Source organism: Geminicoccaceae bacterium, from assembly GCA_020638465.1.
Classification (GTDB): domain Bacteria; phylum Pseudomonadota; class Alphaproteobacteria; order Geminicoccales; family Geminicoccaceae; genus JAGREO01.
Map to the genome: position 1 here is coordinate 25,645 of JACKIM010000002.1, position 14,183 is coordinate 39,827.

A 14,183-nucleotide genomic window follows, 5' to 3' on the forward strand; every position below is an offset into this window, starting at 1 on the left:
AGACGCGGAAGATTGGCATGCTCGATTATGTGGCACGGCGGCTTCTGGCGATGGTTGGCACGATGCTCGTGCTTTCTTTCGTCTGTTTCTTCATCATCCAGTTGCCGCCTGGAGACTTTCTCACAGCGTATATTGCCGAACTGTCATCGCGCGGCGATTCCGTGACGGCGGCGCAGGCCGAGAACCTGCGCACGCTGTACGGCCTCGATCGGCCATTCATCGTCCAGTACTACAAATGGATCACCAACGCGCTGACCGGGAATTTCGGCTTTTCATTCAACATGCAAAAGCCTGTTTCCGAAATCATATCGAGTCGTATCGGCATGTCGCTGGTGGTCGAGACGATCTCCATCGTGGTGATGTGGGCGGTCGCCATTCCGATCGGCATCTATTCCGCGGTCCGCCAGTATTCGGCGGGCGACATGTTCGCGACCGTCTTCGGCTTCATCGGCCTTGCGGTGCCGAACTTCCTTTTGGCGCTGCTGATCATGTACATCACCTATCTGGTGACCGGATCCCCGGTATCGGGACTTTTCTCCGATGCGTATTCGGCCCAGCCGTGGAGCCTCGGCCGCCTGTGGGATTTCCTCGGCCATGTCTGGGTGCCGGTTCTGGTGATCAGCACCGGTGGAGCGGCGGCCGTGATCCGCACCCTGCGTGCCAACCTTCTTGACGAGTTGAACAAGCCCTATGTCGTCACCGCCCGCGCCAAGGGACTCGAGGAGCGGACGCTCATCATGCGCTATCCCGTACGGGTCGCCATGACGCCCCTGATCGCCACGGTCGGCTGGGTGCTGCCGACCGTGATATCGTCATCGATCGTGACCTCGATCGTCCTCAATCTTCCCACGCTCTCCCCGATCCTGTTGCGGGCGCTCCTGACCCAGGACATGCACCTCGCCGGCGCCCTCATCATGTTCATGGGATTGCTGACGCTGATCGGCACGCTGATCTCCGACCTGCTGCTGGTCTGGATCGATCCGCGCATTCGCCATGGCATGAGAGCGAAGGGCTGACGACATGATCGAGACCGGAACAACCGACACCCTTCCCGAACTGGCCGCCATGCCTGCACGGCGCACCGATGCCAGCCAGGCACGGCTGATCTGGCGCGGCTTTCGCCGGCATCGCCTCGCCATGATGAGCCTGCTCGTCCTGACCCTGCTCTATCTCGTGGCGGCATTTGCCGAGATCCTGGCACCCTACGATCCCAACGATGTCAATGCCCGGTATACCTATGCCCCGCCACAAGCCATCCACTTCTTTGCCGATGACAGCTGGACCTGGCAGCCCCACGTCCATGCACTGAAGATGGAGGTCGATCCCAGGGCGCTGCGGCGGACATTCGTGAGTGATCCGGAGAAGACCTTCGACATCGGGTTCTGGGTCAAGGGTGATCGATACAACTTCTGGGGAATGATCCCGGGCGACCATCATCTCATCGGCGTGGAGGGCAGGCGGGCGGTCATGTTCCTGCTCGGCGCAGACCGTCAGGGAAGGGACATGCTATCGAGATTGATATTCGGAGCGCGCATAACGCTTTCGGTGGGGCTGTTCGGCGTCTTCCTGTCGATCCTGTTCGGCGTCATCATCGGCGGCATATCGGGTTACTATGGCAGCTGGATCGATGACATGGTCCAGCGGGTCATCGAGTTCATCCGCTCGGTGCCGCCCATACCGCTGTGGATGGGGCTCGCAGCCGCATTGCCGCGCGACTGGTCGGCGCTCGAGATCTATTTCGCGATCACGCTCATCCTCTCGCTGATCGGATGGACCGAACTCGCCCGCGTCGTCCGCTCCCGCTTCCTGGCGCTGAAATCCGAGGACTATGTCGCAGCCGCGCGGCTGGACGGAGCAAGCGACATGCGTGTGATCCTCCGGCACATGCTGCCCGCGTTCACCTCGCATATCATCGCCGCCGCCACTCTTGCCATACCGGGAATGATCCTCGCCGAGACGGCACTTTCCTTTCTCGGACTCGGTCTCCAGCCGCCCGTCATCTCCTGGGGTGTCCTGTTGCAGGAGGCGCAGAATATACGGGCACTGGCATCTGCCCCCTGGCTGCTTTCCGCAGGTGTGGCGATTGTCGTGACCATTCTGGCGATGAACTTCGTCGGTGACGGATTGCGCGATGCGGCGGATCCCTATGGAGGCCGCAAATGACGGAACTTGCTCTGAAAGTGGAAAATCTCTCCGTCGGTTTTGAACTCGATGGAGGACAGGTTCTCGCCGTCAATGATGTCTCGTTCGACCTGCGCCGGCGCGAAACTCTCGCCATTGTCGGCGAGAGCGGTTCGGGCAAGTCGGTGACGGCCCGGGCGATCATGCAGATTGCCCGGCCGGGGCGGATCCTGTCCGGAGCAATCCGCTATTTCTCGCCCGACGGGCCCGTCGATATTGCTCAACTCGACGAGAAATCTGCCGAGATCCGTGCCATTCGTGGCAACCGGATTGCTATGGTCTTCCAGGAGCCGATGTCTTCCCTGTCGCCGGTCCACCGGGTCGGCGACCAGATCGTCGAGGCCATCACCCTGCATCAGCCGGTCGGCAGGGACGAGGCGCGGCGTCAGGCGATCGAGATGCTGGGGCGTGTCCATCTTCCCGATCCAGCGCAGACCATCGACAAGTATACATTTGAACTCTCCGGCGGTCAGCGACAGCGGGTGATGATTGCCATGGCGCTGTCGTGCAATCCCGACATCCTGATTGCCGATGAGCCCACGACCGCGCTCGATGTCACCACCCAGGCGGAGATCCTGCGCCTGATCAAGGAGCTTCAGGCCGAATTCGGGATGTCGGTGATCTTCATCACCCATGACATGGGTGTGGTCGCGGAGATTTCCGACCGGGTGGCCGTAATGTATCGCGGGCGGCTGATCGAACAGGGTGATGTCGAACAGATCTTCACCGCGCCACATGCGGACTACACCGCGCAACTCGTCGAATCGTCCTCGAAGTTCCGCATCAAAGGCGACCACGCGCGTGGCGGGAAGCTGCCTTCGCCGGGTGCGGAAACCATCCTGGAAGGCCACGACATCAACCTCACCTATCGTTCGACAAGCGGATTCATCCGCAAGAAGGTCAAGGAGCTTCATGCCTTGCGCGATGTGTCATTCGACCTGCGCAATGGCGAGAACCTGGGGATTGTCGGAGAGAGCGGTTCGGGAAAGACGACTCTTGTCAAGGCGCTGCTGGGGCTGCAGGCGGCGCATGATGGCGAGGCCGTCTACCGGTCCCGCGATGGCCGGGAAGTCAATCTGCTCGGGCAGGATGCCCTTCGGCGAAACCGGTTGAACACCGAGATCCGGATGGTCTTCCAGGATCCGTTCTCGTCGTTGAATCCGCGCATGACCATTGCCCAGATCATCGAGGAGCCCCTGCTGCTCGAAGGGCGTCTCGATGCCCGCGAGCGCCGCGAGCGCACGGAGTATCTGCTGAACAAGGTGGGATTGCCGGCCAACATCATCGGTCGCTATCCGCATGCCTTTTCGGGAGGACAACGCCAGCGGATCTCGATCGCCCGGGCCTTGAGCGTGCAGCCACGCCTGATCGTCGCCGACGAGGCGACCTCGGCCCTGGATGGCTCCGTTCGTTCCCAGGTTCTCGACCTGATGTTCGAATTGCAGGCCGAATTCGATCTTTCCTACATCTTTGTCGGCCACGATCTGGGTGTGGTCCGGTATTTCTGCGACCGCATCGCCGTCATGCGGCTGGGCGAGATCGTCGAGACCGGAACGGCCCGGCAGATATGCGAGGATCCGCAGCATCCCTACACCCGTTCCCTGATTGCCGCCGTACCCGGCGCGAGCCCTGCCGAACGGCGCCTGTTTCCCCGCGTCGCCTGAAGCCCGAATCGCCTGAAGAAAGCACGATAGCGCATGAATCCGATTGCCGATTGCCAGTTCCGGACACCCGACGAGTCTGCTGCCGCCTGCATTGCCTTGTGGGAACCGTTGCGCCCGTATTTCAGCGAGGGACGCGGACGGGTATCGCTGGGCCGAACGGCGGCGCATTTCCGTGTGGCCGCTGCCGAGCTCGAGGGGTTCTCACGGCCGCTGTTCGGGCTCGCGCCGTTGTGCGCGGGCGGCCGGGATTTCGAGGGACGCCCGTATTTCCTTGAGGGACTGGCCAACGGCGCCGATCCGGACCATCCGGATTTCTGGGGCTGGCCGGATGACTACGACCAGCGACTGGTAGAATCCGCCGCGATCGGCTTTACCCTCGCCCTCGCTCCCGAGGCCTTTTTCGAGCCGTTGCCGGCGAAGGCAAGGGTCAATCTCGGCAATTGGCTGAAATTCTGCCAGGGCCGCAAGGTCCATCCCAACAACTGGCATTTCTTTCATGTGCTGGGATCGCTCGGACTCGACCGTATCGGCGTCAGGCACGATCCCGAGGTGCGCGAGAACGCCTTGCGCACGCTTGAAGGCTTTTATCAGGAAGACGGCTGGTATTCGGACGGCAGGAACCGGCATTTCGATCACTACATCGGCTTTGCCATGCACTTCTACGGACTGGTCTATGCCGTCCTCAACCCGCAGGATGCGGACCGGGCAGCCCGCTTCCGCGAACGTGCGGCCCTGTTTGCCGGGCAGTTCCGCCACTGGACGGACGATGAAGGTGCTTCACTCGCCTATGGCCGTTCCATGACCTATCGCTTTGCCCAGGCTTCGTTCTGGGCCGGTCTCGCCTATGCCGGCGTCGAAGCGCCGGGCGGTCACGGGGTATCCAGACGCCTGTGGGCCTCCAACATGCGCTGGTGGGCGAGGCGGGACTGGTTCGACCGTGACGGGGTCATGCCTGTCGGATACGGCTATCCCAATCTCCTGATGTCCGAGAGCTACAATTCGCCCGGATCGCCCTACTGGGCCATGAAGGCGTTTCTGCCGCTGGCGCTTTCCGGCGACCACGCCTTCTGGAGCGAACCGGAAAAGGATTTCGAACGATCGCCAGTTGTGCGCCTGTCTGTTCCCGGTATGTTGATCATGTCGGAAAAAGGAAATTCGACAGCGTTGTCGTCGGGGTCGGAAAACTGCCATCCGCATCGCGGTGTGCCCGAGAAATATGCCAAGTTCGCCTATTCGACGGCCTACGGCTTTTCGGTCGACCCGGAGTCGGGAGGCTTCGACGTCTGCTCGTTCGACAACATGCTGAGCTTTTCCGACAACGGTCGGCAGTTCTACCCGCGTGTCGGCAACATCGATGCCCGCATCTCGGACGATTGCCTGTGGGCGCGATGGAGTCCATGTGCGGATGTGGAAGTCGAGACCTGGCTCATCCCGCGCAATCCATGGCATCTGCGCCTTCACCGCATCGTGTCCGGCCGGCCGATGAAGACCATCGAGGGTGGCTTCGCCGTTCCGCGCGACGACGATCCGCCGGCCGTTGCCGAAGCCGGCGAAGGACTGGCCCGCGTTCTTGCCGGGGGGCATGCGGCCGTTGCCTGCGACCTCGATGTCGAAGGGGCGTCACGTCGAACGGGCGTCCTTCGCCAACCGCTTCCCAATTCCTCGCTGTATTTCCCGCAGACCCACGTTCCACAACTGCACATTGATATCGAGCCCGGCGAAACCTGGCTGGCAGGTGCCTTTCTGGGATCGCCCAACGGTTTCTCCGATCCGCCAGCAGCGCCGGCACGCGAGGAGTTGTCAGCGCTGCTGGCCGGCACGATCCGGGTCAAGGGACTGAAATTCGGGGAAACGAGACGCTGAGTCCTCATGGTCTCCGCATCTGTCCGTCCCGGATTGACGTCACCTCAGAACGTCATGCACAGCCTCGTGGCGTCATAGATGGCGGCGTGGATGTTGCGTGACGAGATGGCGTCGCCAAGGCGGAAGAGGGCGAAAGGTGCACCCGGGTCGACCACCAGCGTTTGCGGTCGGACCGTCGTCAATGCCTTGTGGTCGACCGCGCCACGATTGCGCGAGAGCGGTTTGAGCTCGTGGTAGAGGTCGGCATGGGGCAGGGTGCCGTGCTCGACGATGATCTGGTCGACCAGCCTTTCTTCGGTGACTTTCGTGTAGTCGCTTCCGAGAATCGCCCGGATGCGGTTGCCTTCGCGACGGGCGGAAAGCACGCGGGTATTGATGGTGATGCGTACGCCTCGTTCCTTGAAGCAGCGGGCATAGGCGACGTGATTGAGGCCGCCGATCTCGGGGGCGAAGAAGCGCTCGGGCGTGACGATTTCCAGGGACGAGCCGCTTTCGGCGATGAGTTCGGCGGCCTGCATGCCCGGATGGGCACCGTTATCGTCGTAGAGAAGAACGTCGGCTGCTGCCTTGGTGTCGCCGGAAAGGATGTCCCAGCTCGAATGGACGAGGTCGTTGCCATCTTCGAGAATGTCGCTGTCGGGTATTCCTCCCGTGGCGACCAGCACGATGTCGGGACCGAGGTCGAGCACGTCACCGGCCTCGGCATAGCTGTTGGTGTGCAGTAGCACGCCAAGCCGTTCGCATTCGGCCAGCCGCCAGTCGACGATGCCGATCAGTTCGGCCCGCCGTTTCTGCCGCGCGGCGAGCAGGACCTGCCCGCCCGGACGGTCGGCGGCCTCGAACAGCACGACCTCGTGGCCACGTTCGGCGCAGACCCGTGCAGCTTCGAGCCCGGCCGGTCCGGCTCCGGCGATGACGATCTTCCTTCGGGGACCGTCCGAGCGCGGCACGATCTGCGGGATGGTCGCCTCGCGGCCGGTGGCGGGATTGTGGATGCACAGCGCCTCGTGACCTTCGTAGATCCGGTCCAGGCAGTAGGTCGCGCCAACGCAGGGACGGATGCGTTCCTCGATCCCGTCGGCGACCTTCTTCGCGATGTAAGGGTCGGCGATATGAGCACGGGTCATGCCGACCATGTCGAGTTTGCCCTCGGCGATGGCATGGCGGGCAGTGGCGACATCGCTGATCTTGGCCGCATGGAAGACGGGGAATTTCGTCTCCTGTCGGACTTCGCCCGCGAAATCGAGATGCGGCGCGGAGCGCTGGCCAGCCACCGGGATGACCCCGGCCAGAGCGGCGTCGCTGTCGATATGGCCGCGGATGAGGTTGAGGAAGTCGACCTTGCCGGATGTGGCCAGGCGGCGGGCGATCTCCACGCCTTCCTCGCGGCTGAGACCCCTGTCCCAGTCCTCGTCGGCAACCATGCGCACACCGACGATGAAATCCGGTCCGACAACGGCCCTTATAGCGTCGAGCACGGCGTGGGTGAAGCGCAGGCGGTTGTCGAGGCTGCCGTTCCATTCGTCGTCGCGATGGTTCGTGGCCGGCGACCAGAAGCCGTCCATGAGGTGTCCGTAGGCTTCCAGTTCGATGCCATCCAGCCCGGCTTCCCGCATGCGCCCGGCGGCGGCGGCATAATCGGCGATGATCCGTTCGATATCCCAGTCTTCGGCCTCCTTCGGGAAGGCGCGATGGGCCGGTTCGCGGATAGGCGAGGGGGCCAGCACCGGCAGCCAGTCGCCCTTGTTCCATCCCGTCCTTCGGCCCAGGTGGGTCAGCTGGATCATCACCGCCGCGCCATGCTCATGGCAGCTGTCGGCGACGTCCTTCATCCAGCGCACGACATCGTCGCGCCAAGCGAGGATGTTGCCGAAGGCTGGCGGACTGTCGGGAGAGACGACGGCGGATCCGGCGGTCATGGTCAGTGCGATGCCGCCCCTGGCCTTTTCGGCGTGGTAGAGGCGGTAGCGCTCCTTCGGCATGCCATCCTCGGTATAGGCCGGTTCATGCGCGGTGGACATGATCCTGTTGCGCAAGGTGAGATGCCTGAGCCGATAGGGCTGGAGCAGCGGGTCCCTGTTCGCGGTCATGATCTTTTCCCCCGATTCGTGGTCGGATTTCTTCAATAGGCTGTTAGCGCCGATGGTCATCCGTGGACATGTGTCGCGGCGACCCCGAATGTCGTCAAATGGTCGTTGTGGCTGTCAATCCGGGAAATAACCTTCGAGGGCACCATCCTCGAAGGTGAAGCTATCGCAGCCGGCGAATCGTGCCACACGATTGAGTTCGGCCTCAAGCGCCTGTCGCCGCCCGGCCGATGCACGGACGCCGGGTTCCAGCCACAGCCTGCGCACCGCCAGCCGATCCCCGGTACGTTTCATGTCGATACGTCCCGTCAACCGGGTGCCTTCGAGCAGCGGGAAGACGTAGTAACCGTAGCGGCGCTGGGGTTCGGGAACAAACACCTCGATGCGGTAGTCGAAGCCGAACAGGGCATCGAGCCGTTTGCGGTCCCGAATGAGCGGGTCGAACGGGCTGAGCACGCGAAGGCGGGCCGGCGGGTCGCCAAGCCTGTCCAGATTGTCGAATGTCGCCTCGGGCATGAGATAGCGGCGGTAGCTGCCGCGCCGGGCCGTTTCCACCTCGACCTCGACCAGATGACCGCCGTTCCGCCCGCACCAGTCCCTGGCCTCCTCGATGCTGATATTGTCCCAGAAGCGGGCCAGATCGGACGGGGTGGCAAAACCCATGCGGTCGAGAGCCGATGCTGCCGCCCAGTCGATCATCTCCTCGTGCGACGCAGCCTGTTCCGGATCGGGAATGACCCTCTCGGTGAGATCGTAGACTTTCTGGAAACCTTCCCTTCGCGTGACGGAAAGCTGCCCGGTGCGCCATAGATATTCGAGCGCGCTCTTCGATGGGTGCCACACCCACCAGCCCTGCGAACCATGCTCCTTGGCGGTCCTGAGTTCGCGGGACATCACCGGACCGTTGTCGCGCACATGCGCCAGGACCCGGTCGAGATGGTCCTCGAAGGGCTCGCCGCGCGACTTGCTCCAGCGTTCGAGCAGGCCGGGGGCCTCGCGCTCGAATCGCGGCCGCCAGTAGCGCCAGAAGCGGGTGGGTATGACCGAGGCATCATGTGTCCATGCCTCGAACAGGTCCCGGCTTTTCTCGTGCAGCCCTTCCAGCAGTGCAGGGCGATAGGTTTCGTTGCGGGCGAACAGGATCATGTGATGGGCACGGGCCACCGTGTTGATGCTGTCGAGCTGGACGAAGCCGATCTTCTCGATGAGGCCCAGAAGGCCGTCGGCATCGATCTTGCGCCGGGGAGGATCGGCGAGGGCATAGCGCTCCAGCAGCAGCCGCCGCGCCGTCTCGTTGTCGATCCGCTGGCTCAAGCGCCGCGTCCGGCGCGGTGAGGTGCGAGTGCCGCCACCGCGTGACGATGCGCTGGCGTATCGATGCCATGCACGAGCCCGAGCCTCACGACCGCACCGGACAACCAGTCAAGCTCAAGTGGCTTTCCCGCATCGAGGTCATGCGCCATCGAAGCGATCATCGCCCTTGGCAGCTTTTCCATATTCGCAAGTACACTCGCCTCGAAGCCATCCTTCACTTCGACATTTTCAGCACGTGCCACTGCTGCTGCTTCGGCGATCAGCTCGGCGATCCATGCCCGGCTTTCCGACTGCTCCAGCAGCAGACCGATGGCGCAGCGGCTGGTGGCGGTGCAGGCGCTCATCGTGGCCAGGAAGATGAATTTCTCCCAGATGGCGAGAGCGATGCTGTCTGTCGCGATAAAATCCATCCCGTCGACCGTCAATTCCTTCGTCAGCCGTTCGAGGCGCTCACTGCGGCTGCCGTCGAGCTCACCGATCTGGATCTTCGCAAACCGTCCCACCTGACGCACCGTTCCCGGAGAGGGTATGGCCGCCGAAATATGGGTAACGCCGCCCATCACCCGGTTCCGCCCGAAGGCTTCGATCAGCATGCCTTCCGCGTCGATCCCGTTCTGCAACGACACGATGGTGGTGTCTGCGCCAAGGCACGGTGGCAGGCTTTCGATGACCGCTGCCGTATCTCCCAGCTTGACCGCGATCAGCACCAGATCGGCCGTGCCGGCCCCGGCAGGCTCGTCGACGACTTTCACCTCGCGAAGATGAAGATCGCCCCGCGGGCTTTCGATCAACAGGCCGTGATCGCGCATCGCGGCCAGATGGCCTCCACGGGCGACGAAGGTGACCTGCCGGCCCGCCGCCTGAAGCCTTGCGCCGAAGTAGCCGCCTACGCCGCCCGATCCCACCATGAGGATATGCATCCTTCGCCCCCTTCACCTTTGTGCCGGCCTGTTGCTATGCTGGGAGACAAGGGAGAGCAGATTATCGCCTTGTGCAAGGGCCGATAGGGTCTGGTGGTGCAGGATCTCCCGCCCATGCAGGGGAGGCATGATGTCTGTTTCACGTTCGATTGCCCTGGTCGGTACCGACAGTGCCGAGGAACCGGCAGAACTCATCGAGGTCGGGCCATTGTCGTTCATGCTCGATGGCGGGCGGGTCCGCTACATCCGCTATCGGGGTGTCGAGGCCATTCGCGGCATCGACTATCTGGTCCGCGATGCGAACTGGGCAACACCGGTAGCCGAACTTTCGAACTTCTCGGTCGACCGCGATGACGACAGGGCCGTTACCGTGCGCTTTCGCGGGACCGTCGATGCCGAGCCCATTCGCTATGTCTACGACGTGGTCATTCAGGCCGGTATCCGCAGTCTCGTCTTCCGGGTCGAAGGTCAGGCTGAAACGGCATTCGACACCAATCGTACCGGATTTACGATCCTTCATCCCATCGAAGGGACGGCTGGCGCGCCGGTAACGGTGGAGCATTGCGATGGTTCCCGTGAGGAGACCTGCTTTCCCCTGTTGATATCGCCCGGGCAGCCGATCTTTTCCATTCGCGCGATGACACATGCGCCCGCACCGGGGCTGACCTGCACCTGCCGGATGGAGGCCGAGTTGCCGCACGATCCGGACGGCAAGTTCGAGATGGAGGACCAGCGCAACTGGACCGATGCCTCCTACAAGACCTATGTCGCCTCGCTGCTCGATCCGTGGCCCTATCGCCTTGAGCCGGGACGTACCTGGAAACAGGCCGTCATCGTCAGCTTCGAGGGCGAACCCGGGTCTGCCGGTGGATCGGTGGCTGACGCATCGCAATCCCACAGGATCCCGCCGATCGGCCTGGGTCTGATGCCGGAAGCGGCGTCGCATGCCCATTCGCGCATCGGGGATGTTCCCCCGGCCGACTGGTTATCCTTTTACCTCGATCTCGATGCCGGAGACGATGGTGCAGGGCTTGCCGCCTGTCGCGACATCGCCGAGGCCATGGGGGCATCGATCCAGCTCGAACTGGTGTTGTCGCCGCAGGAAACCCCGGCGGAGGAACTGACCCGGGCTGCGGATCTCTGTCGGGAGGCAGGGCTCGAACCGGCCATCGTGCTGCCATGCCCGGCACCGTACCTCAAGAGCATCCAGCCGGTCGGGCCGTGGCCGAACGTTCCCGATCTGGCCCATATCTACAACGAGGCGCGCAGGGCCTTTCCGGCTGCCCGCATCGCGGGCGGCATGCTCAGCTACTTTACCGAACTGAACCGAAAGCGGCCGCCGACGGCGTGCATCGACCTGGTCAGTCATACCACAACGGCCATCGTTCACGCTGGTGACGATGTCTCCGTCATGGAAACGCTTCAGGCCCTGCCGCAGGTCGCCCGCAGTGCCCATGGGCTTGCCGGGGGCAAGCCGGTGCGCCTCGGACCTTCGGCCATCGGAATGCGCCATAATCCCTATGGGGCAGCGCTCATTCCCAACCCGGAGAACCGGCGCTTTGCGATGGCGGATCCCGACCCCCGCCAGCGAGGGCTGTTCGCGGCCTCGTGGAGCCTGGCCCATGCGGCAGCCCTGTTGCCTTGCGGACTGGAGGCGCTGCTACTCAATCACATCAGCGGTCCGCTGGGTATTCTCCATGATCCGGCAGTCCATCCCGCTCCGGGTTTTTCCGCCCGGACCGGGCCTCTGGTCTATCCGGTCTATCATGTGATGCGATGGCTGATCGGACGTGCGGGTGAACAGGCGGTCGTGAAGAGGTTTGGCGATACGGCAGTGGCCATCGAGACCGGTCGGGGCACGGCCATCGCCAATACCGGCATGGATCCCGTCCACCTGCCGCAGAGCATGGCGCTTCTCGATGTGTCGGGTTTCGAGGCGGCCTGTACCGATCCGCAATGGCTTGACCATCCAACGGTCGAGGGAATGACTCTCGATGCCTATTCGGTGGCGTTCTCTCATGGGTGAAATTCGTGGATGCGTGATTGGTGCCGGTTATTTTGCCCGCAACCATCTTCATGCCTGGAAAGATCTCGAAGGCGTGACCATTGCAGGTGTGTGCGATCTCGATTCCCGCCGCGCCGAAGCGGGAGCCGATATCGTCGGCGGGCGGGCATTCGGTGACGCTGCCGCCATGCTCGATGCACTGAAACCCGATTTCGTCGACATCGTCACCACTCACGAGACCCATCGTGCGCTGGTCGAGCTTGCAGTGGATGCCGGTTGCCATGTCATCTGCCAGAAGCCGCTGGCGCTCGATCGTGATGATGCGACGGCGATGGTGGATGTATGCGGACGGGTTGGCGTGCACTTCATGGTGCATGAGAATTTCCGCTATCAGGCCCCGATGCAGGCGGCCCGGCGGATGATCGACAATGGGCGTATCGGGCGACCCAACTATGCCCGCATCCAGCATCGTCACCACCACGACATATTCTCCGCCCAACCCTATCTGCGCACCGAGCCACAACTGGCGATCATGGATGTCGGGGTGCACATGCTCGATCTCGCGCGCTTCTTCATGGGTGAGGTGCATGATCTGTACGCACGTACGCGCCGCGTGCAGAGGGAACTGGCAGGCGAGGACAGCGTGGTCATCAGCCTCGGTCATGACGACGAGGCCGCAACCCTGGTCGATATCTCCTTTGCCACATGGATGCAGCCCGATCCGTTTCCACAGACGCTGCTGCGTATCGCCGGCGACGAGGGCACCATCGAGATTGGCGAAGGTTTTCATATGCGTGTGTCGAACAGTCGTGGCGGCGAGAATTTCGACGTGTCGCCGAAATCGCCCGCCTGGGTTCGATCCGGCGACGGTCTCATCGAGCAGAGCGTCGTTGCCATCCAGCAGCACTGGCTCGACTGCCTGCGTCGCGATGTCGATCCGGCCACCTCGGGGGCCGACAACCTGAAGGTGCTGGATCTGGCCTGGCGGGCCTATGAGGAGGCTGCGGCATGACCTTGCGCGGAGCTGTGATCGGCTGTGGTTTCTTCGCTCAGAACCACCTGAAGGCCTGGGGAGATGTCGAGGGAGCGCAACTCGTGGCCGTCTGCGACCGCGATGCGGCGAAGGCGGGCGCTGCGGGCGACCTTACCGGCGCGACACCATTTACCGATGCGCAGGCGATGTTCGAGGCAATGGACCTCGATTTCGTCGATATCGCCACGACCATGGAGACGCACGAGGCGTTGGTGGAGCTTGCGACACGGCATGGCGTGCCATGCATCTGCCAGAAGCCGTTTGCGCCCGATATCGCAGCCGTACAGCGCATCCTCGCTACGGTCGAGGCGGCGGGACTGCCGATCATGGTGCATGAGAACTTCCGTTTCCAGACGCCGATGATCGAACTGCGGCGAGCGATGGCACGAATCGGCGAGCCGTTCTTTGCCCATGTGAGCTGGTGCACGGGCTACGACGTGGTCGCCGGGCAACCCTATCTGAACGATGTCGAAAGGTTCATCATCCTCGATCTCGGCATTCATGTGCTGGATATCGCCCGGTTCCTGATGGGGGATGCGACGTCCATCCATTGCCGCACCCAGCGCACGCATCCCACGGCGCGCGGCGAGGCCACTGCGGTGATGGTGCTCGAGCATCAGGGGGGCGCGCTGAGCGAGGTGGTATGCAGCTACACCACACGCATCGATCCCGACCCGTTTCCACAGACACTGGTGGAGATTGATGGGACAAAGGGCAGCCTGCGGCTCTTGCGCGACTATGTGCTGGAGATTCACGAACCCGACGGAATCGAGCGTCTCGATGTATCGCCCACCGTGCCGGCCTGGGCCGACCCGCAATGGGCACTTGTTCAGGAAAGTGTTCTTAATACCCAGCAGCACTGGGTGAATTGCCTGCGCGGCAATGTCGTGCCGGCAACTTCGGGCCGCGATAATCTCAAGACCTTCACCCTTGTCGAAGCGGCCTATGCCTCCGCGCAGGACGGGCGTGCCGTGAATCCGGCAAAAATCGCCGGTTGACCCGAAAAGCTTGCTGATCTGGGTGATCGCACCGCTTTGGTTGCGAACGGAATCGGTTATTGCTGTGATTATGAAGTAATTAACCAAATAAAAATTAACCATCTTAATCCAACAAACA

General features: G+C 62.7%; 10 protein-coding genes. 7 read left to right on the top strand and 3 right to left on the bottom strand.

Features of this window, described 5'->3' with window-relative positions:
• Positions 1–17: 17 nt before the first annotated feature.
• The 4 genes from H6851_10565 to H6851_10580 are packed head-to-tail and all read left to right on the top strand — an operon-like array spanning position 18 to position 5,708.
• Positions 18–1,016 carry an ABC transporter permease gene (locus H6851_10565; GenBank protein MCB9944043.1) on the top strand — a complete coding sequence of 333 codons (999 nt, stop codon included), beginning with the start codon at positions 18–20 and terminating at the stop codon, positions 1,014–1,016.
• Between the two features lie 4 nt (positions 1,017–1,020).
• Positions 1,021–2,163, top strand: coding sequence for an ABC transporter permease (locus tag H6851_10570; protein MCB9944044.1), 1,143 nt, complete (start codon positions 1,021–1,023; stop codon positions 2,161–2,163).
• The gene (locus tag H6851_10575; protein ID MCB9944045.1) at positions 2,160–3,845 is read left to right on the top strand and encodes an ABC transporter ATP-binding protein; all 1,686 of its coding nucleotides are present in this window, start codon (positions 2,160–2,162) and stop codon (positions 3,843–3,845) included. Before H6851_10570 ends, H6851_10575 begins: the two co-directional genes overlap by 4 nt.
• Before the next feature lie 33 nt (positions 3,846–3,878).
• Complete coding sequence (locus H6851_10580; protein ID MCB9944046.1) at positions 3,879–5,708, top strand: DUF2264 domain-containing protein; 1,830 nt, start codon at positions 3,879–3,881, stop codon at positions 5,706–5,708.
• Between the two features lie 44 nt (positions 5,709–5,752).
• Here the strand turns inward: H6851_10580 and H6851_10585 are convergent, their stop codons facing one another.
• From H6851_10585 to H6851_10595, 3 genes are all read right to left on the bottom strand, one after another.
• Positions 5,753–7,798 (bottom strand): NADH:flavin oxidoreductase, encoded by a 2,046-nt coding sequence (locus H6851_10585; GenBank protein ID MCB9944047.1) that lies wholly within the window; start codon positions 7,796–7,798, stop codon positions 5,753–5,755.
• A 114-nt stretch (positions 7,799–7,912) separates the two neighbouring features.
• A complete protein-coding gene (locus H6851_10590) occupies positions 7,913–9,109 on the bottom strand; it encodes a YcaQ family DNA glycosylase (protein MCB9944048.1) in 1,197 nt (398 codons plus the stop codon).
• Positions 9,106–10,029: a 2-dehydropantoate 2-reductase gene (locus H6851_10595; GenBank protein ID MCB9944049.1), complete on the bottom strand. Its 924-nt coding sequence runs from the start codon at positions 10,027–10,029 to the stop codon at positions 9,106–9,108. The genes H6851_10590 and H6851_10595 overlap by 4 nt, the downstream gene beginning before the upstream one ends.
• A 127-nt stretch (positions 10,030–10,156) precedes the next feature.
• On the opposite strand from H6851_10595, the gene H6851_10600 reads away from it, so the two are divergent.
• From H6851_10600 to H6851_10610, 3 genes are read left to right on the top strand one after another with little or no spacing between them, the layout of a single operon-like run.
• On the top strand, positions 10,157–12,055 hold the full coding sequence (locus H6851_10600; protein MCB9944050.1) for a hypothetical protein: 1,899 nt from the start codon (positions 10,157–10,159) through the stop codon (positions 12,053–12,055).
• On the top strand, positions 12,048–13,046 hold the full coding sequence (locus tag H6851_10605; GenBank protein ID MCB9944051.1) for a Gfo/Idh/MocA family oxidoreductase: 999 nt from the start codon (positions 12,048–12,050) through the stop codon (positions 13,044–13,046). The genes H6851_10600 and H6851_10605 overlap by 8 nt, the downstream gene beginning before the upstream one ends.
• Complete coding sequence (locus H6851_10610; GenBank protein MCB9944052.1) at positions 13,043–14,065, top strand: Gfo/Idh/MocA family oxidoreductase; 1,023 nt, start codon at positions 13,043–13,045, stop codon at positions 14,063–14,065. Before H6851_10605 ends, H6851_10610 begins: the two co-directional genes overlap by 4 nt.
• The last annotated feature ends 118 nt before the right edge of the window (positions 14,066–14,183 follow it).